The organism is Stenotrophomonas sp. STEN023, from assembly GCF_056760135.1.
Genome location: NZ_JBRREF010000022.1, coordinates 13,811 through 34,289, shown reverse-complemented (window position 1 = coordinate 34,289; position 20,479 = coordinate 13,811). Strand labels below are relative to the sequence as shown.

The 20,479-nt window shown below is 59.8% G+C and carries 14 protein-coding genes; 5 read left to right on the top strand and 9 right to left on the bottom strand.

Features of this window, described 5'->3' with window-relative positions; all coding sequences use genetic code 11:
* Nucleotides 1-53: 53 nt before the first annotated feature.
* The 7 genes from tssG to ACVOLV_RS08760 all read right to left on the bottom strand — a co-directional run bounded on the left by tssG (nucleotide 54) and on the right by ACVOLV_RS08760 (nucleotide 6,940).
* Nucleotides 54-1,139: a type VI secretion system baseplate subunit TssG gene (gene tssG / locus ACVOLV_RS08790; protein WP_481554049.1), complete on the bottom strand. Its 1,086-nt coding sequence runs from the start codon at nucleotides 1,137-1,139 to the stop codon at nucleotides 54-56.
* Entirely contained in the window at nucleotides 1,103-2,938 is a 1,836-nt protein-coding gene (gene tssF / locus ACVOLV_RS08785; protein WP_481554048.1) for a type VI secretion system baseplate subunit TssF, read from the bottom strand. The genes tssG and tssF overlap by 37 nt, the downstream gene beginning before the upstream one ends.
* Nucleotides 2,938-3,429 carry a type VI secretion system baseplate subunit TssE gene (gene tssE / locus ACVOLV_RS08780; RefSeq protein ID WP_057628615.1) on the bottom strand — a complete coding sequence of 164 codons (492 nt, stop codon included), beginning with the start codon at nucleotides 3,427-3,429 and terminating at the stop codon, nucleotides 2,938-2,940. Before tssE ends, tssF begins: the two co-directional genes overlap by 1 nt.
* Before the next feature lie 120 nt (nucleotides 3,430-3,549).
* The gene (locus tag ACVOLV_RS08775) at nucleotides 3,550-4,047 is read right to left on the bottom strand and encodes an Hcp family type VI secretion system effector (protein WP_057628616.1); all 498 of its coding nucleotides are present in this window, start codon (nucleotides 4,045-4,047) and stop codon (nucleotides 3,550-3,552) included.
* A 146-nt stretch (nucleotides 4,048-4,193) separates the two neighbouring features.
* Complete coding sequence (gene tssC / locus ACVOLV_RS08770) at nucleotides 4,194-5,684, bottom strand: type VI secretion system contractile sheath large subunit (protein WP_481554047.1); 1,491 nt, start codon at nucleotides 5,682-5,684, stop codon at nucleotides 4,194-4,196.
* A gap of 3 nt (nucleotides 5,685-5,687) precedes the next feature.
* Nucleotides 5,688-6,188 (bottom strand): type VI secretion system contractile sheath small subunit, encoded by a 501-nt coding sequence (gene tssB / locus ACVOLV_RS08765; protein ID WP_481534787.1) that lies wholly within the window; start codon nucleotides 6,186-6,188, stop codon nucleotides 5,688-5,690.
* 32 nt (nucleotides 6,189-6,220) lie between these two features.
* Entirely contained in the window at nucleotides 6,221-6,940 is a 720-nt protein-coding gene (locus ACVOLV_RS08760; RefSeq protein ID WP_481554046.1) for a tetratricopeptide repeat protein, read from the bottom strand.
* Between the two features lie 146 nt (nucleotides 6,941-7,086).
* Here ACVOLV_RS08760 and tssJ point away from each other — a divergent pair, with 146 nt between their 5' ends.
* From tssJ to ACVOLV_RS08735, 5 genes are all read left to right on the top strand, one after another.
* Nucleotides 7,087-7,698, top strand: a complete 612-nt coding sequence (gene tssJ / locus ACVOLV_RS08755) for a type VI secretion system lipoprotein TssJ (protein WP_481554045.1) — start codon at nucleotides 7,087-7,089, stop codon at nucleotides 7,696-7,698.
* Nucleotides 7,699-7,922: 224 nt separating this feature from the next.
* Nucleotides 7,923-9,257 (top strand): type VI secretion system baseplate subunit TssK, encoded by a 1,335-nt coding sequence (gene tssK / locus ACVOLV_RS08750; RefSeq protein ID WP_481554044.1) that lies wholly within the window; start codon nucleotides 7,923-7,925, stop codon nucleotides 9,255-9,257.
* Nucleotides 9,257-10,048, top strand: coding sequence for a type IVB secretion system protein IcmH/DotU (gene icmH / locus ACVOLV_RS08745; protein WP_481554043.1), 792 nt, complete (start codon nucleotides 9,257-9,259; stop codon nucleotides 10,046-10,048). The genes tssK and icmH overlap by 1 nt, the downstream gene beginning before the upstream one ends.
* A gap of 10 nt (nucleotides 10,049-10,058) precedes the next feature.
* Nucleotides 10,059-14,651 carry a type VI secretion system tip protein TssI/VgrG gene (tssI, locus tag ACVOLV_RS08740; RefSeq protein ID WP_481554042.1) on the top strand — a complete coding sequence of 1,531 codons (4,593 nt, stop codon included), beginning with the start codon at nucleotides 10,059-10,061 and terminating at the stop codon, nucleotides 14,649-14,651.
* Nucleotides 14,648-15,289, top strand: coding sequence for a DUF7738 domain-containing protein (locus ACVOLV_RS08735; protein ID WP_481554041.1), 642 nt, complete (start codon nucleotides 14,648-14,650; stop codon nucleotides 15,287-15,289). The genes tssI and ACVOLV_RS08735 overlap by 4 nt, the downstream gene beginning before the upstream one ends.
* Nucleotides 15,290-15,381: 92 nt before the next feature.
* On the opposite strand, the gene ACVOLV_RS08730 is transcribed toward ACVOLV_RS08735, so the two are convergent.
* A complete protein-coding gene (locus ACVOLV_RS08730; RefSeq protein ID WP_481554040.1) occupies nucleotides 15,382-15,831 on the bottom strand; it encodes an SMI1/KNR4 family protein in 450 nt (149 codons plus the stop codon).
* A gap of 12 nt (nucleotides 15,832-15,843) precedes the next feature.
* The gene (locus ACVOLV_RS08725; RefSeq protein WP_481554039.1) at nucleotides 15,844-20,472 is read right to left on the bottom strand and encodes an RHS repeat-associated core domain-containing protein; all 4,629 of its coding nucleotides are present in this window, start codon (nucleotides 20,470-20,472) and stop codon (nucleotides 15,844-15,846) included.
* Between the last annotated feature and the right edge of the window lie 7 nt (nucleotides 20,473-20,479).

Below are 20,479 nucleotides of genomic sequence, written 5' to 3'. Positions count from 1 at the left end.
CTCCCTGCTGAAACCGTTCAATTACCGACAGTGTCATCGCTGCCGGCGCCTCGTTATTGCAATGTATGGATGCCATAGGTGGTGTCGTCGCGCGCGCCGTCTTGCCCGCGTGTACACATATAACTGTCCCAACCCAAGCGCGCTCCTGTTCCCAGTGCGCTGCCTTGGACGTCCTCGGCACGCAGCACCAGCCGCACCTCGTACTCAAGCGTGCCGCCGGTGAGCAGCGACAGCCACTTGGCCAAGGCCAGGGCTGCAGTTCCGCCGGGCAGGAAATCATCAAACGCCTTCTTCGACAGCGGGCCGATGCGCAGGCGCAGGCGCAGATCGCGCTGCCAGACGCGATCACCTGCCAACGCGCTGGCACCCAGCACAGCATTGGCTTGCCCCAGGCGCGTCGCCTGCCCTGCCGGTACGCGGTACCAGGCGCCAACAAACTGCTGCACTTCGAGCGGCACCTGGAAGTAGTCCGAGAGCACGCGCTGCATCAGCGCTGCCGATACCGGCCGCTGCCGGATGGCGCCCGCGTAGTACGCCACCGCCTGATCGAAGATGTCGCCTTCGCCATCATGCAGGCGGTCGCGCAGCTCGTGCATGCCCATGCCCAGCAGCGAGAGCACCAATGGCAGGAAGCGTTCGCGCCGGTCCAGTTCGTACTGAAGTGCCAGCCGGTGCTTCTTCCAGGCCGCGTAATGCAGCGCTACGGCGCGGGTCGAAAATATGTCGAGGAACGCGCGCGCAGTGCGATCCCGCTCGTACAACTCGCGGATCTGAAGGGTTTCGGTGTAGTGCAGCGGCAACGCACCGGAAGTGCCAAGCAAACCCATGAACTGCGGAGTCAAGTGCACTTCGCCCAGGGTTTCGGCAGCCAGCGCCTGCTCGATGTCTTCACGCTCCTGCAGACGATCACCGGACAGCGAATACACCTCGCCTTCGGCAGACAACTCGGTCGCCGGGAAGCCCAAAGACAGGTTGTTGCGGAACCGCACCCGCATTGGAATGGCCTGGCCGGACTTCACCCCTTGCCGCTCGAACACCTGCTCAAGCAGGCGCACCGCCTGGAAGAACTCGAAGCGGTGTGGCTCGGCCAGCAGCTGCTGGGCTACGCCAGGATCGATTCGCCGCTGCGCGCTTCGCATCGGACGATCTCCTCCCCGCTGTCGCCGGAAATCAGCACCAGTCGGGTAAAGCTGTTGGCATGCACATACAGTGCGAAGAAGTGATCCATCACCTGCGCGAATGCAGCCACGCCGGTGCCGACAAAATGGGCCTCATTGATGGTCAAGCGGATTTCAAGACCGCGCACGACAGATGCGAACTGGCGACCGGACATCCAGGTCGTCGCCGGCACCTGCTCCAGCGCAAGAATGCCATCGACCTGCCGCGCGGAAACATTGCTGCCAGACAGGTCGTACAGGCGCAGCATCTCCTTCAGCGCCGCCAAACCGCTGCCACTCAGGGACAGCTGGTTCAGCGACAGATGCGAAATAAGACGCCACTGCGCGCTACGCCCGTGGCGGAAGCGCAGTGGTCGGGTTGGCTTACGCAGCAGCGTGATGGCCTTGGCAGGGCTGCCGCCTTCGATGCTCAAGTCGCCACCGGCCACGCCATAGGCGAGCTGATGCGGTAGATCGCGGTTACTGCAGGTCAGCTCAAGGCTGACCGTATCGGTCTGCGGCAGCACCGGGTTGAAAGAGAGATCGACGAAGCTGATCTCCATCTCGAAGCCGGGGCTTTGCCTTGCAATGTCTTCGTCATGACGGGCGACCCAGTATTGCCCGGTACGATCCGGGTCTTCGCCGTGATGCAGCGAATAAAACGGCCGGAACTCGTGGATCGCTTCGCCTTGCGGCGTCTGCCGGATGCGGTACACCGAATCGATGGAATGCACCTCGAAGGCATAGGCACGGCGTGCGTCCGCCAACACCGGATAGTTCACCGTGCGATGGGTTACACGGATCGGCTCACCGTTGATCTTGAACAGGTTGACGATGGGCGTGCAGCCCAGCCGCACGTTATGCAGGCCGATATCTTCCAGCACCATTGCATTCGCCCGTTCCTGTTGCCCGGCGGGCAGGATCAGGTGCAAGGTGAAGCGGCGGCTGGCGCCTGCGCTGGTGGCAGTCAGGTCCAGGTCGACGAAACCGAACTTTTCCGGATAGCCGAACAGTTCGGTCAGCAGGCGATACGCCGGGTGCGAGCGTGCCGGGAAATCGATCAGTGCTTCGCTGTCAGTAAAGCCAACAGGGGTGATCGGCACTGACTCAAGCCGGCGCCAGCGACCATCGCCGTCTGACTCAACATACGCGGCCTTTACGCCGAGCAGAAGTGCGTCACGCAAGGCGGCACGTACTGAAGGCTCGCCATCGAGGAACAGGCGTAGCTTGTCGGTGCCCAGCTGAGCGAATCCAAGCTGATCGGAGAGCAGATTGAAACTCAGTGAGATCTGCCCTCCGCTACCGCTCGGCAAAGCAGTTGCCATGGGCGCGTCTGCCACCGCCCGGTACGTCACAGCAGAGATGCCGATGGGCGCCAGCACCACGTCATAGCTGGTACGGAAATCGCAGGGAACACCGCGCACCGCGCGGCTCTGCAAGGAGGTTCCGCGCGGAATCCGCACTGGCGCGCTCAACTTGGAAGCGACGCCATCCATATCGAAATAGGCAATCGAACAGGCCGGGAATGGCCGCAGATAGTGCGGGTACAGCACATCCAGCAGTGCATCGGTGAACTCGGGGTAGTCGTCGTCGATGCGTTTGGATACGCGCGCACTCAGTAGCGCGAAGGCCTCGATCAGGCGCTCGACGTGCGGGTCCTGGCTACCATCCGCAGACAACTGCAGACGGCCGGCGATCTTGGGGTAACGCTCGGCGAACTCGCGTCCATAACGGCGCAGGTAGGCCAGTTCGCGCTCATAGAAGGGCAGCAGATCCTGCATCAGAGCGCCTGCTGGGTGCGACGGGCGCGGGTAACCTGATACTGCAGTGTGGACGGCTGCAGCATCGCGTCGAAACTTACTGGCTCACGCGCCGGTTCGAGATCCAGCAATGCATGAATGGTGAAGTGCAGGCCGCCAGCGAACTGGTTGCCAGCATCGAGCTGCACGCTGACGTTCTTCAAACGACGCTCATGGCGGCCAACCGCCTGCTCCAATGAGCGGCAGATGGCGGAACGGTCATAGGCATTGGCAAGGCTCATCGCCGAGAAATCGGCAAGCCCATAGGTCAATAGTGATTGGCGGCAATTGGGGAACTCCGCCATATCGCTTTCCTGGAAAGCGGCGCGCGAGTTCAGCAGCCCCTCCAGGTCACGCGCGATGGACTCTTTGTACTGCTCCAGCGATACGGACTTGAAGATAGGCCCGGCACCCGCACTGCGCGGGTTATCGTCAAACAGCTTTTCCAACAGGCTGGGTTCGAGTCCCTTCATCGTTGTTTCCGGTAGCTGGGCATCCGTGCGTCAAGGCAGCGATGCAACTGCAGGGCCGTTCCTGGCCTTGCCGGGATTGAGACTGCGATGGCGCTTATCGCGCCATCGCAGAACACATCATCAAACGGTGTAGTTCGGGATGTTCTTTGTTGCGCTCCACTGTGCCACGGTCTTGCCACCAACTCCGCCTTCCGGCTTCTGCTGCTGGTAAGTCCACTTGATTGCACCGAAGCTCAACTGAACCACTTCCTGCGGCATACCTTCCTTGTCAACCGTGGTGGTGACGCGGTGTACCAGCACGTTCAGCAGCTCGACCAGGTAGTAATTGATCGCGTTGCCGTCCTTGTCCGCACGCATGAACTCAACGCGTGCCTTCGGGAAGGTGGTGCCGTTTGCGGCGGCCTGGTTCAGGGCCGTGGAAGCGAGATCGATCGACTTGATGATTTCGATCGGCGACAGATTCACGCGGGCTGCCGTGGTACCACCAGAGGTGGAGGCAGTGGCCGAGCGAGGCTGCAGCAGATCCTGCGAGAAGGACTGGATTTCAATCCAATCCTTGTGCTTGTCGTCGTGCGACTCACCCTTGATGGTGTCAATGGAAAGAAAAGCATGTTGCATATCTGGTCTCCTAAATTCCGTTCTTCCGTGAGATTGTTTGCCGGGCGGGGGCCCAGCGATTGAGGGGGGCTTCGCCCTCTAGAAATGCGCGCCACCGCTAGGCAGGGACCGAAGTCCCCACCCGACGCTAAAGCAACATCAAAACGTTACGACTTCTTTGCCGACGCCGGCAGTTCAGCAACAAGACGCAACGAAACAGACAGCTCATCGAGCTGGAAATGTGGCCTGATGAAGGCCACAGCACGGTAGACACCAGGCTTGCCTGGCACTTCCGAAACCTGCACAGATGCTTCGCGCAACGGGAACTGCGCCTTGGCTTCCTGGCTGGCGTTGTCGTCCAACAATACGTATTGGGCGATCCAGCGGTTCAGGAATTCCTCGACGTTGCCCGCAGATGCAAAGCTGCCGATCTTCTCGCGCATCATCGCCTTCAAGTAGTGGGCGATACGCGAAACCGCGAAAATGTACTGCAGCTGCGCAGACAGGATCGCGTTGGCATTGGCCGAATCAGTGTTGTACTTCTTCGGCTTCTGTGCCGACTGCGCACCAAAGAAGGCGGCGTAGTCGGTGTTCTTGCAGTGCACCAGCGGCATGAAGCCGAGGTCACTGAGTTCTTTTTCACGACGATCGGTGATGGCGACTTCGGTCGGGCACTTCAGTGCCACTTCGCCGTCATCGGTACGGAAGGTATGCGTCGGCAGGTCTTCGACCAAGCCGCCGCCTTCAACGCCGCGAATCGCTGCGCACCAGCCGTAGCTCTCAAATGCCTGGGTCAAGCGCGCACCGGCCGCATAGGCGGTGTTGCACCACAGGAACTTGCTGTGATCGGCGGCTTCGATCTCTTCAACGAAGTTGAAGCCTTCAACCGTGGTGCCGTCCTTGGGGTTGTATGGCAAACGGCCAAGGAAGCGCGGTAGCGTGAGGCCAACGTAGCGGCTGTCCTCGCTCTCGCGGAACGACTTCCACTTGGCGTACTCAACCGTGTCGAACACCTTGGCCAGATCGCGCGGCTTGCCCAGGTCGGTGAACGACTCCAGACCGAACATGCCTTCGCTGGCAGCAGAAAGGAACGGCGCGTGTGCGGCGGCCGCCACATGCGACATCTGCTCGATGAAGTACATGTCTTCCGGCTGACGGCCAAGGAAGTAGTCACCGATCAGTGCACCGAACGGCGCACCACCGAAGGTGCCGAACTCTTCCTCATAGACCTTCTTGAACAGCGCGCTCTGGTCGAAATCGATGGCCGACTTGAAGTCCTTGACCAAGTCTTTCTTCGGCGAATTGAAGACCTTGATCTTCATGTTCGGGCCGGTGGAGGTTTGCGAGCACAGGTAGTGCAAGCCGCGCCAGCTGCCTTCCAGCGCCTGGAACTCCTGCGCATGCATCACCGCACTGAGCTGCTCGGAAATGATCCGGTCAATCTCGGCGATACGCGCGTCCAGGGTCAGGTTGAGGTTGTCAGACACCACAACCGTACCGTCCATGACCTCCTGCGCCAGCGCGGAGATGATGTCCTTGGCACGCTCATGCTCGGTGCGCGACTTGGCAACTTTGCTCTTCTCTACGATCTGGTCGAGCAGATCGATTTCTTCGGTAGCCGCGACCGGCGCGGACAGTTGACTGGCTTCAGACGCCATCGCTTACTCCTCCTTCGCCGCGCCGAGCTTCTTGAGCTGCTCGGTGTTGTTGAGCACGTCGGTCAACAGGTCCTCGAGCTTCTCATTGCCCGCCAACTTGTTGCGCAGATCCGCCAGCTTGGTGCGCGACTCGAGCAGGCGACGCAGCGGATCAATCTGCTGCACCACCGATTCCGGACGGAAGTCTTCAATCGAGTTGAACTTCAACTCGACGCCGAACTCGCCGCCGCTCTCGCTGATCTTGTTGGGCACGCGATAGACCGCGCGCGGGCCGGCCGCTTCCATCACCTCGTCGAAGTTGTCGAGGTCGACGTTGACGAACTTGCGGTCCTTGACCTTGGGCAGCGCGTTTTCCGGTGTGCCACTGAAGTCACCCATCACACCAACTACGAACGGCAGCTCTTTCTGCTCGATCGCGTCGCCTTTCTCCACGTCATACGTAAGCTGCACGCGTGGCGGCCGGATCTTTTGTAGCCGCTTTTGAACGCTGTCCTTCTTGGCCATGAGTGTCTCCTGACTGGTCCTGTTGATCCGGCTTAGTTGCCAATGTTCTGGAAGGGGTCTGCACCTGCAGCACGCGCAGGACGTGCCGGTGGCGGCGTAGCCGGTGTCGCCGTACTGGTACGACGACCAGCTCCCGTTGCACGTGTCGCCTGACGCACAGGGGGGCGTGCTTTCGGCTTGCCGGTTTCGAGAATCGCATCGCCCATGGTGGAGCGCAGCGTGGTTACCAAGGTCTGCGCTTCGCGCTGTGCGGTTTCCGACGCCAGCGCACCGCGCCCGGACAGGCGCTGCAATGATTCATTGGCAATGCGGAAGCCTGCGACGGTCAGTACACCATCGGCTACAAGGTCATCAGGATCGCGCTGCAGAACTTCTTCAGCAGCAACGATTGCGCGTGCGTAACGGTTCTGATCGAACTGCAACTGGGCAATGCGTACCCACGGTTCTTTGCGCGTAGGGTCGGCTTTCGCTGCAACCTCAAACGCGCTGATTGCAGCATCTGCACCGGCCGTGGAGACCTGCGCCTCAGCGTTCTCCATGCTCACTTCGAAAGGAATTACTACCTTCTTCGGCGTGCTTTCACATGCAGCCAGCCCCGACAACAATCCCAACACCAACATCGAACGACACGCTGCCGCCCCAAGTACCTTCACATCCATAGTGATTCCTTCGTCGAAATAAGTTCCTAAAGGGAGCCGCATTTCCGCCGATACAACTTGCGGGAATCCAGTCCCAGCGGCGGCAGTGTACATTCGCAAATGCGCGTGGGTATAGTTATTTTCAAATTCGCGATTTGTTTGCTCTAGACATTTCCTTCACATCGTCGTGCTGCAGTTGCACCGACATGTCGTCACTCCCCCGCTGTTTTCTTGGCACCCATCACTAAATGAATGCGTACATGAGCAAACTTCTACGTGTGGTTTCCGTCACAACTTTCGTCCTTGTTAGCACCATTGGATTAGGTGGCTGTGCGTCCGGCGGCAAATTGAGCAAGGCGATGGACAGTACACTGCAAGCCGTTGGGCTGCGTGAAAGCAAACCCGAAAAACCCCCTGTAATACCGCTGAAAATCTACGCCGGGACAAATCTCAATGCCGGCAATGACAAGCGCGCAAGCGCTGCCGTGCTGAAGATCTATCACCTGCGCAGTGCACAACGGTTTGAACAAGCCACCTTCAATTCATTCCTTGACCAGGCCGGTGAGCAGGCCGCGCTTGGGGCGGACCTTCTTTCTGTGAACGAAGTAGTACTGACACCGGGTGTACGACAGGAATTGTCCGAACAACTTAGTGATGGCACCGCTGTCATTGGCGTCGTCGCGCTGTTCCGTTCTCCAGCGGATGCACGATGGCGCATGGCCTTTGATGCACGCAACAAGACTCTTCCCAATGATGGCCTGACAATCGGCGTGCACGCATGTGCACTAACAACCGATAGCGCAGCTTTGAGCTCACGCATTTCAGGTGATCCCGGCAGCCTGGCATCCATACGCTGTGCTGGTGCTCGCTGAACGACTGTGCGTTTTTGCTGTAACCGCAACACTGCAGCGCAGGCATGCGCTAGTATCTGCCGCGCTCGAACCACAAGATGTGACGAGAATCAGGATGTGAATGGAGTTTTCACATCAAGCTGCGAAGCTGCCGGTGCAGTAGTAGTACACCAGAGGGCAAAGAACGCCTGAAGCAACGCGCCAACGAAATTTCCAAGGACTGAAATGTGGCTTACGTAAGCAGGATGTCGAAAGTCTTATGGGGTGAAGGTTTGTTCCTTCGCCCGCAGCACTTCCAGCGTCAAGACGCCTACCACGAGGCGCGCCTACAAGACCTGTCGCAGACATTGCATCCCTATGCTTGGGGCGCGCGCCGTGTGCGCTTTGACACGCATGCCCTGACAGGCGGCACGCTGCGCCCCCTAGATCTATCCGCGGTATTTCCTGACGGCGAAAGCTACGATGCTCCGGTACACGACGGCCTGCCGGATGCTGTATCGCTGCAGGATCTTCCACCGGGGATACAGTCGACGATTGTGTATCTCGCATTACCGCTATTGCGTGATGATGGTCGCAATTGCGCCGACGCCGAAGGCACCGCACTCGCGCGCTATCGGCAGGCCAACCGGGTTTCGGACGACTTGTTCACCGATGCTGCCGAAGCTGAGTTGGCATATCTCAGCAAAGCAGTGAAGCTGCTTACCGACGACCAGCCCAGGGATGCCTACGCAACGGTTCCTGTTGCGCGCGTGCGCAGGACCTCCAGTGGCGGCTTCGAACTGGACGACGAGTTCATTCCGCCGTGCGCACAGTTGCAGGCATCGCCGTTCCTGCATCGCGAACTGCGTTCCGTTCTGGATGCGCTGCAGGCAAAGGTCGACGCGCTTTACGGCCTGCATCGGCAGACCTCGCAGAACATCATCGAATTCCGTTCGGGCGATATCGCATCGTTCTGGCTGCTGCATACGATCAACTCTTCATTCAGTGCACTGGCGCATCTACTGCATCATCCGCAGCTGCACCCGGAGCGCCTGCATCAGGAGTTGCTGCGTATGGCCGGCGCGCTACTCACTTTCTCCAACACCTACCAGCTCAACGACCTGCCGGTGTATCGCCACGATCAACCCGAGGCATCGTTCCGCAAGCTGCTTGAAATCGTGCGCGCCTTGCTGGAGACAGTGATCTCCACGCGCTACTTCAAGATCGCGCTGAATGAAGTCAAGCCGTCCTATCACCTGGGCCGGCTCGACTCGCAGCGCATTGATGGCGAGGCGTCGTTCTATCTCTCGGTTTCAGCATCGATGGCGGCACAGGACCTCATCCAGACCGTTCCTATCCGCTTCAAGATCGGCGCGCCGGATGACGTCGAGAAGTGCGTGCTCTCCGCACTGCCTGGCGTGAAGCTCACGCACGCGGCGCAGGTTCCTGCGGCAATTCCGGTACGACCGGGCAGCCACTATTTCGAGATTGATCCTCGCGGCGCGCTATACGAGCGCATGCTCAAATCACAATCGCTGATGATCTACGTCCCTGCCGGCATTGCCGACCTGAAGCTGGAACTCGTTGCGGTGACAACCTGATGAACTCACATCTGCCCCCAACCCCTGGCCCGATGCCGTCACTGACCGGCAACGCCGCCATGGCCAGCACCACACCGATCTCGACAGCGCCGCAAAGCCTGCAGGATCTGATGGCGGACGGCTTCTACCTGCTGTTGCTGTTGAAACGCGGCCAGCTGCCAAATGACGCTGAAGGCTTCGTGCAGACCGTGCAGAAGTTCCTCGACAGCGTGGAGCGCAATGCTATGCGGCTGGGCATCGCAGCTGAAGATGTATACGCATCCAAGTACGCGTTCTGTGCGGCCGTTGACGAAGCCATCCTCTCGCAGCCTTCGGCATTGCACGAAGTATGGGAGCGCAGCCCGCTGCAGTTGCGCATGTTCGGCGAGCATCTTGCCGGCGAGCATTTCTTCGACAAGCTCGAAGAACTGCGGCGCCAAGGTGGCCCACGGCTGCCGTCGCTGGAGGTGTACCACTACTGCCTGCTGATGGGGTTCGAGGGTAAATATCGCCTGGAAGGTACCGAGAAGCTTGGCTACCTCACCGCGCGGTTGGGCGACGAAATCGTCTACCTGAAAGGAAAGCGCCACGGTTTCGCGCCGCATGCGCTGCCACCGGACAACATCCGCAACCAGCTGCGGCGGGTAATTCCGCTATGGCTGCCCGCTGCAGTTGTCGGCTGTTTCGGCGTGCTCGCCTTCATTGGTCTGCGTACCTACATGGGTCACGACACCCGTCAGCAGCTGGCTGCTTACAACAACGTCGTGCAGATGCCAGAACGCACTGCACACATCACGATCACTTTGCCATGAGCCTGTCGATATGGACGTCCCGAGCTCCTCGTTGTCTACCGCGCTGGCCGCGATTTCACATAGCAATCGGCTGATCAAGCTCCAAGCCCCGAACGAAGACCTGGTGGTTGAACGTTTCGATGGCGAGGAAGCCCTGTGCGGCGATATGCGCCTGCAGATCGACTGCCTCAGCACAGATGCGTATCTGCAGACGGACAGTTGGTTGGAGCAAGCGCTGACCCTGCAACTGCAGCTGCCCGACGGTTCACAGCGCCAATGGCATGGGCTGTGCACCAACGTAGCGCAGCTCGGCAGCGACGGCGGCCTGGCCCGTTACCAGCTCACCCTCGAACCCTGGACTGCATTGCTGCGCTTGCGCCGCAACGCGGTGATCTTCCAGGAGCTGGATGTGCGTGCGATATGCGGGCAGATATTTGATGACTATCCGCAGGCCGCGTATCGCTTCGACGTCGAATCAAGCCTTCCGCAACGCGCCATCACCACCCAGTATCGCGAGACCGATTGGGATTTTGTCAGTCGGCTGTTGGCGGAAAGTGGGCTTGCCTGGCGCATCGAACAGACGCAGGATGGCGACGGCGCCCACACTCTAGTCGTGTTCGATCCGCAGGCCGAACTTCCCGATATCGGAAGTGTGCGCTTCCATCGCGTCGCGGCCAGCGAATCCAGCGATGGCATCACCCAATTCGGCGAGCAGCGGCAACTGGTGCCAAACAGCAGCACGGTTGCGAGTTGGCATGGCGACAAACTTTCGGCCATTGCTGCACAGGCGAACGCCGAAAGTGGCGACGTTCCGTCGCTCGAAGTCTATGTGCAACCACGCGCCGGCCGCTTCAACGAATCGAGCTGGGCGCAAAACGAGGCGCAGGCAAGGCTGGATGCGCTGCAGCTTGCACAGGTTCTCTACAGCGGCAGCAGCAGTGAACGGCGCATGGCTGCCGGTTCCCGCTTCGCGCTATCCCAGCATCCGCAACACGAAAGCAGCGAGTTCCAGCTGTTGGTCGTTGCCCATACCGCGGTCAACAATCTCGACAGCGGCATCGCCGAACTGCTTGGCAACAGCGCGCTCGAGCGCGGCAGCTACCGGAACCATTTTCTTGCAGCCGATGCCAGCGTTCCGGTGCGTGCGCTGCCGCACGACCGCCCTGCCCTGCACGGCCTGCAGACCGCACGCGTCGTTGGCGTCGCCGATGCCGCTCTCAGCCCGAACCGTGAGCACCAGGTACGTGTCCAGTTTTCGTGGCAGCGTGGCAGCACGCCCAATGCGGGTGGCCTGAGTGAAACAGGTAGTGCGCAGGCAGGACACGCTCCCGGCGATCACACCAGCGGCAGCTGGGTCTCGGTTGCCGAATGGGTTGCCGGCCCCAACTGGGGCACTGCCTTCCTGCCGCGTATCGGCAGCGAAGTACTGGTTGAATTCCTGCACGGCGATATCGACCAACCACGCATCACCGGCCAGCTTTACAACGGCAACGTAGCACCGCCGTTTGGCGGCGGCATCGATGAGAACGCAAAGCATCCCGGCGTACTCAGCGGCTTGCATACGCGCGCGCATGACGGCGGTGGCAGCCAGCAATGGATGATGGACGACACACCTGGGCAGTTGCGCACACGCCTGCACAGTTCGCTTGCCGACAGTCGCCTGGAGCTTGGCTACCTGGTCCAGCATGAGGACACCGCACGCGGTGCGCTGCGTGGTGAAGGTTTTGAGCTGGCAACACAGGGCTGGGGCAACGTACACGCCGCGCAGGGATTGCTGCTTTCCGCCAGTACACAAGAGCGCGCTATTTCCACGGTAATGGACAACGCCGAGGTTGTTGCGCAGCTGAAAGGCGCAGAGCGTAGTCTTGAGCAGATGCAGCAGACGCTGCAGCAACAGCAGGTGCCCGGGCTCAAAGCCTGGCAACAGACCGGCCTGCTGCGCGAGCAGGTAGATCCAACCGCGGAAGGCAGCTTCAAGTCCGTGGTCAATGGCCAATCGCAGTTCAAGCCCAGCGACGGCCGCGCAGCGGGTGATCAACCGGTCGAGCGTTTTGCCAAACCTGTGCTGCTCGCCGAGGCGCCGAACCATATCGCATGGACAACGCCGGCTAGCGCGATTGCCTTCGCCGGGCAGAACCTGCAGCTCACCGTGCAGCAGGATCTGCATGCAAGCAGTGGCGAAACCATTGCTGCGGTTTCAGGCGGCCAGGTATCGCTGTTCGCGCAAGCTGGCCCGGTGCGCTTGATTGCCGCCAACGGCCCGGTCAGCCTGCAGGCTAACGATGGCGAGCTGGAACTGCTGGCCGATCAAGCCATCACCGTTACCGCTACGGACCAGCGCATCGATGTGCTCGCCAAGAGCAAGGTCGTGCTGCAGGCCGGCAGTAGCGCGATCACGCTTGAAGGCGGCGACATCACTTTCAGCTGCCCGGGTGAATTCAAGGTCAAGGCCGGCGAGCATCCGTTCAAGAGCGGCAGCAGTGCATCGCCGCGGCTGCCGCCCCTGCCTGCATTCAAGATCAAACCCGATCCGGCACGAAAGATCGAAAGCACCTTCGCCTACGACCAGCTACGCAGCGCTGCCGAGAAATCGACCACCATCGAATTCGTGATGATGATGGCACCGACATTCGGCTTCGACATACCTGCCAGAACCTATATGAAGCTGCAGGAGGCATTGAAGAGCGGCAGTTTCCCGCCGCCCAAGCACGAGGTGCTCAGCGGCGGCCCCTACCCTGCCGACTACGACAACAAGAAGCGCCTCATCCGTGTACATGCCTCGGCGGCTGATCAGGCATCAACGTCGATCGAGGCCTCACGCGAATTGCTGGCCGTGCTTCTGCACGAGTTTGGCCACCACGTCGACAACGTGCTTCGCAACGACCTGGCGGAGAAAGATGCCAGTGGCAAGCCAAGCATCGCCGGCGACAGCGCGCATGAAGAAGGTACGAGCATGGCGTACCGGTTCGCCTTCTTCGATCTTGAAGGCAGCCATGAAGCGACCTACGCCGACTACACTTCGCCCGAATTCAGCGGCCCGCTGAAGGTCAACTATGCCGAGGTGCAGGCTGCACTGCGGCAGCAAGGTCCGGTTGCCGCGCAGGACAACCAGTCACACGACGGTCGCTACGAAGGCTTCAGCGCAGGCGATGGCGAGAACCACGCCAAAAACCCGGGGCAGTCATTTGGCCACCGCTCGATCGAAGCCGTGCTGGGCAGGGTCGGCCTCAGCCGCAGGGACCTGGCGGCGATCTACTTCGGTAACTGGCTGCGCGACTATTCACAGCTGCTCGATCCGAAGATCGTGCGCCCGCCGAACATGCCGAAAGACCTCGGCAAGTACATTTCCCGCGAGGCACTGACCAAGATCGTCGACATCCTTGCAGGCGGCGAATTCCACGAGCTGCGCTACCGCGACAAGGCCCATTACGAGGTCACACCTGCGCGGCTTGGCGTCTATCGGCCCAGCGAACACATCGACAACCCAAAGAACATAAAGCCCGATCCCGCTGACCCGAAAACCATCGACAAGGATTTCGAGCCCTGGGTCACTGCCAACAGCCCGCTGCTTGGGGTCGACAAGACCACATCGCTGAAGCGCTACATCGGCAGTTCCAGCGCCTTCATGGCTTCGGAACTGAGACAGGCGATTTCCCTGGGCCGCACTGCCGACGGTATGCGGCACTTTGGCTCCGCGTTGCATGTACTGGAAGACTACTTCGCCCATTCCAATTTCTGCGAATTGAGCCTGCGCAAGATCGGACACAACAACGTACTGGTCTGGACGGGCAAGGCGGACTGCAAACATACCTACCCGGTGGTTACCGGCATGTTCGGTTCCACCGACGTGATTGCCAGCCTCGCCGAGCCCATCGCGCACAAACTGTTCAGCGTGGAGAGCTGGGAGTTCAAGGCCAGCAAGCCAGGTGATCGTTCGGACAGCGAAAGAATCATGCTCGTCCTGCTTTCGGAGCAGAGCGACCAGCGCTACTTCACCGCCTTCCAGAACTTCCTCAAACTGCGCGACCGCATGCTCAGCATTCCTGGCCACGAGTACCTGGAACGCGCTGGCTGGATCGCCTCGGCACCGATGCGGCTGATACTGAACAGCTATAACCTTGTCTACCAGCAGCTGCTGCTGCTGATCGGCAACAGCGTCGACGACGCCCAGACCATGTTCGACTCAGACCCGAACAAGAATGGCTCGACCGATCCAAGCCATTCGCAGCTGGCCAAGGATCACGACGTGCATCCGCTGCATACCCTCGCTGCGAAGCTGGCCCAGCAGGCAGTAACCGAAGTGGGCAAGGCCATGCTTGCTCGCTGGAACGGGAATGGGCTCTGCGATCCGGTGAAGATCGCGCAGGGCTACCTGGTCCATCCTTATGACAGCAGCTGGCAATGTCCGCATGTATCGGCCTGGGCCAAAGACCATGCCGCCAATATCCGCAGGGCTGCATCGGCGACCGAGATCGAGCACTTGCACGAAGAGCACGGCAAAGACGCACTCGAGGGTATCCGCCGCGTTGGCCGCTACGGCACCGACAGCTGGGATTACATCACCAAGTTCTATGAAGATCTTTTCGGCGAGAAGAACCAGGTCAAAGGGAGCGGCAAGAAGTGAAGAAACGCGCACTGGTCACCGCACTGCTCGGCTTGGCACTCATCGGCTGCGATGTCAGCTCATCGCATGCAGAGTCGTCGAAAGCCACAAGCGCCGCGGCGGCCAGCAGCGCGAAGCCTGTACTTGAAACCACGCCCACGGGCCTGAGCTACCAAGGCAAGGCACTGGAGCTTGGCGCACCGATGAGCGCGTGGATCCAGGCACTGGGCCCTGACCATCGAAGCACGCAACCAAACCCCAGCCTCACCGTTCTGGTCTGGGACAAGCTCGGCATCCGCGTCTATCCCGACAACGCCAAAGACCCGAACGCCAGCATCGTTACCATTGTCCTGAATCACATGGACAGCGAAGCGGCAGGCTTTGATGTTCCCGTGCCCGGCACCGAGCTGGAACCACGGAGCGTCTTCAACCAGACACTGTCTTTGCAAGGGCTGCCGATCACCAACCGGACCACGGTACGCGAGCTGCGCGCTGTCGGTGGTAATGCCTGGGATGTCAGCTGCACCAGAGGTATAGCCACCTGCTTCACCCACCGCACCGATCTAGCAGCGGATCAGCTGTCCATCGCCTTTGCGGTTGATGGGCGGATCGAAGACAGCGTGATCTACACGGTTGAGCTGCAGAAGGCTGCTCCATAGCGAACCGACTGGTCGACTATCAACCCAAGAAATCGGCCTTTTTATAGGTCGTAATGTCGTCGAAAGCTGGCACCCAGTTGATAGCCAAAGCTTCAAGCCGATTGGCGAGCAATGTCCATCAAGAACTCCACGAACGAGTCTGAGAAGGTGGAAAAAGTGCCGTCATTGTAATCAAACCTGACAATCGGATATTCCCCTTCGACAAGCCCCTGTCTAGTGTCAAAATAAAATGCTTCGTCGGAATCAGGGACATAGACAGGAAGAAGTCCAGCCGGAGGGAAGTCATTCTCTTCAACCAGACGGGCGTTGTATATCAGGTCATCATCAGCTATTTCCCGATCTTCGATAGAAGCCAGAGTGAATACCTGATCAGCACCGATACTGAGATTGCCGTATTCGCGCAGCCAATGCTTGTAGCTAAGAGGAAGTGCAAGCCCCAGCTGCTTCTCGGCATCAGCAATCAACTCATTGGACACGCCCTGCCCAGGAAACGCCTTCAAGCGAGGAGATTTCGCGATAATTTCTTCAAGAAATTCAAACATGTCGATATCCGCTCATTGTCTGCAGGCGCCAAGTATAGCTGCCGCCCTTGCTTTCCAGTACGACGCACGGAACGTATCGAACTGCCCGGCCAATACCGACTCAGTACCGTCGGCGTTCTTCCGGAAGCTGGGGAAACGGGGCAGCGTCTGTTTTTTGTTATTGGGATTTCGGGGAAATGGAATATGTAGAACAGAGGTGTACTTCTGATGCGTTGTTTCCATTATTTCGGCCAATGACCCTCTACGCCCATTCATACCTGGAGCTTCAGTCATCGTCAAATGATGCAGCTGCACAGGACGCCCATCCTTTCCTATTGGCGCCAAGCCTTCTGACATGCGCTCGACATTTGTGCCGTACTTGTACTCGCCACTGGAGGGATCCTTCCAACGCACCTTCCTGTCAGGGTTGAAGAGATCATCGTTCTGGTAAACCGTGCGTCCATCACTTGCCGTTGTTTTCTCGTAAGCCAGCCCAAGCGGATCGCAGTACATCAGGGAATTGAATGAATACACATACAGCCCTGGCCCGGCATCCAGCCCCAATGGATCCTGGGACACGAAACCGCCAATATTTGGATCAAAGTAACGGTTTCTGTTGTAGCACAGGCCAGTTTCTGTATCTCGGTACTGCCCTTGGAAACGGAGTGGGAAGTTGATGGAACCTTGCGAGCTTGCTTCTTCCGCACCCCATGCGCTGTAACGAATGCCCCATACCTGCCTGCCCGAAGAACTGACAACCCCTGTCACCGCACCGTTCGGATCCGTACAGCACACAAGCACGGATTTACACCCACTCGGTGCTATTACCGCATCGCGCGGAGCTGGTTCCGCGAAGATCAATGGACCCTGAGTTCGGGCAGCCCTGTACTCAACGGCTTCTTCTGGAACTGCACCAAGCTGTATCAACCTCGGCGTGACAGCATCATCAGCTGGCCCTACAAACTGCTCGCGCACAGGTGAGCTGCCCAGCGTCGATACCCCCAGCCTCCCTATGACCGATGGCAGACTTCGGCTCGAACGCACCTGCGTTACCGGGTCATCTTTACGTTGGTATTCCTGCGGCCTGGACGGAAGTACCGAAACGCTGTCCTGACCGGAGTGCGTACCAGTGACACTCGGTTTTCCAGATTCACCCCGTACACCGGATTCTTCGACAACGGAGCCAAATTCGCCCTTGTTGAAAAAAACGACCGCAATCGGCACAAATGAACCCGGGTAGTACACATACTCCCGAACCCGCTCGCACAATGCCGCCAACCTCCGCTGTCTTGCCTTGACCTCGATCAAGCTTGCAACGTTGCCAACCCAGATCGGTGCTGCGTCCTCCGCGTCATTGGCCTGCTGCACTTCGCCCAGCAACGCATCTCCATCCCAGAAGAACCACGTCGTCTGCGTCGGATTGCGCTTGAATACGCGCCGGCCCAGCGGGTCGTAGCCGTAATGGGTGACCTGTCCATTGCGTCGGCTTTCGGCCAAGCGATGATTGGCATCCCAGATCAAGGTCAGATCGTCAGGATCGCTGCCACTTAGGGCACCCTTGCTTATCAGGTCACCTGCCCTGTCGAAGACATAGTGCACGCCTTGGTAGGTGCCCTCCCGGCCCCAGGTCGTCAGGTCTTGATCATCACTGCCAACCACTTTGCGGGCCTGCGCCTGCTTGATCTCGGTGCGCAGGCGGTCGCCCGCCGGGTCATTGAAGAAGCGCTCTATCTTGCCCTTCGGATCGGTGTGTTGCAGCAAACGGCCAATGGCGTCGTAACGGTACTCATCAACGCCCTGCCCACCGTCGCTACGCCGGGTCAGGTTGCCGACGCGATCATAGTCGTAGCGGGTCTCGAACAGCGGCGCTGCATCCTTCAGGATGGACTGCGACGTCATCAGGTTGCGACTGTCGTAGCTGAAATTCCGCTGCAGATGTGGGCTGAGGGTTTCCTGTGTCGTTCGCCCCAATGCATCGCGCTGCATGAGGATTGGCGATTCGTCGTTGATCGCTATCGAGATTGTTAGATCGCGCAGGTCGTATCCAATTGCCAAACGATTCCCCGCCGAGGTTTCGCGCGACACGCGATTGCCAACCTCGTCGTAACCGTAGCCCACGCGGAAGCCGTCCTGCAGTTCCTCAAGCAACTGCCCAACGGGATCGTAGCGGCGCTTCACAGCGCGGGATGGATTGCGCATTTCAACCAGTTGGCCGAGCTTGTCGTAAACGAAATGCTCCTGCAGCTGCTGGCCTGGATGACGTGTATCCGGCAGGGTCTTGCGGGTGATCCGCCCCATCTTGTCTGTGTTGAAGGCAATCTTCTGGCCAAGCGGGTCCACCGTGGCAGTCAGCCGACCGGCTGCGTCATAGCTGTAGCGTCGCGCTTGACCCCAATAGTCGACTTCCTCGACGATCCGTCCAAGTGGATCACGCAGCAGCTGATAGGTCTCGCCGCGCTGGTTGATAACCGCGATCAGTTGCTCTTCGCTGTCGTAGCGGTATTCCACCGCATGACCATCGGCCTGCAGGCGTCGGCCAATCTGGCCGATACCAACATATTCCAGCCGGGTGTGCGTACCAGCTTCATCGGTGTAACGAACAAGCTGGTCTTCCGCGTCGTACTCGCAGCGCACGCCTGCCCCATCGGACGTCGCCGTCGCCAACAAGCGACCCTTGGCGTCGTACTCGTAGCGACTGATCTGGCCCAAGGGATCAAGCTGGCGCAACAGATTGCCCAGCGCATCCTGCTCGTAACGGCTCTCATACCCGAGTGCATCGACAACAGCGGCGACCAGACCATGGCGGTCATAGCGCAACTGCGTGACCGCCTGCCGAGCATTGGTCTGTGCTATCAGCTGACCAGTCGTGTCGTATTCATAACGTGTGATGGCCGCCAATGGATCGCTCTGCGCAACCATCAGTCCGCGCCCGTCATAGCTCTGCTGCCAGGTGGCGCCATCCGGCGAGCGCAGTGCGACCATGTGATCGTTGTCGTCGTACTCCATCTGCAGCGTGCTGCCGTCTGCCCGTGTCAGGCAGCACAGGTTGCCGCGTGCATCGTAAGCAAAGCCCGTGCGCAGGCCTTCCGGATCCGTGACCGCCACCGTACGCCCGAAGTCGTCGTACTCGAAGAAGGTGACGCCATCGAGCGGATTAATTTCGCACAGGGGCAGCTGGTTCTCATCAAACTTGATCACACTCAGGTAACCGAGCGAATCAGTCACGCGCGTCTCGCGCAGCAGTGCGTCGTACTCGAATTGGTAGTCGTACAGACCGCCATCGCCCCAGGAGTGTACTACCCGTCCCTGCGCATCGAACGCGTAGTAGAACGACAGCCCGAGCCGGTCCGTGTGCTGCACCAATCGATGCTGCTGATAGACAAATGTGCGCGCCGCACCCAAAGCGTCCAGCGCTGCAACCAGATCGCCTTCACCGCTGTAGCGGTAACTCACCAGCGGATGCACCAGCCCGGTTGCCGGGTCGTGCAGCGCCATCCGCTCGATGCGACCCTGCCGCGCATCCACGTCGATGAAGCGGCCCTGTAAGCCGTCGACGCCGCTTTCAACGATACGTACCAGATGGCCGTCATTGCGTTCGAAGCGCCAGTAGTTGCCACTGGCGTCTTCGATGCGTTCCAACGCCAGCAGGCCATGCGCTGGTAGCGCAGCAACTCCACTCGGCAGGTCCCCGCCGAACACATATTGCAGCCCGCCCTTGAAGCGCACCCGCAGCTGACCGTGCCGGCGCAACAGGCGCGCACCATCCACAAAATCGAGTATCGCTGCCGCTTCACCATCAGCCGGCGGCAGCTCGGGGAAGAACGCCACCTGCCCCGGCCCCGACATCCATACCGAGCCGTCGGCCAACACTTCCAAAGTGATATCGGCAGGTGTCTGCCAGCCGATACCACAGGCACCGCCACGCCCGATCTGGGCGGAGCTGTAGCTGCGCTGCCATGCGAGCGGCAGACGGCCGGGGATATCAAAATCCTGGTGACTGACCACCACGCTGCCGTCACGTATATCTACTGGCTCGGCGCGCAGGATCTTGCATTTAAGCGTGCCAGACGGCAGATGCCCCCACTTGCCTTGACGCCACTTCTTGAAGGCATCCATCTTGCCCTGGAAGAATTTGCTTTTGCGCAGCTTGCCCAACCCGGCAAACGCGGCGCGGAACGCCATCGCCGTCCACGAAATCGTTGGCGGCCCGCCCACGGTCACGCTGCTGGGAATGGCCACGTTCAAACCGGTCGGCAAGGACATCGCGCGCAGCGGCTTCTTCGGCTTCTTGACCCGGAATGGATTGATCATGCCAGCCAGGTTGCAGTCCAGCACCGGCATCGCCAGCCGGGAGAACGGCTCGCCATCCGCGGATACGGTACGGCTGCCCATGAAGATTTCTTCACCGTCGAACTGCGGACCCATTGGTGCAGCCAACGGTGGCGCCCAAACGCCGAGCGGAATATGCACGTCCAACCCGCCAGTTCCGGCGGTGGCGCGATGCACACCATTGACCTTGATCGTTGAGCCGATAACCGGAATGTAATCGAACGGGTCCAGTACCAAGCCGATATGCGGCGTGGGCAGCGGGCTTGGCGGCACCGCGTACATGTGGATGTCGATGCCCAGCTGCGGATCGAGATGTTTGGCGGCGATGCTCACGGCAACA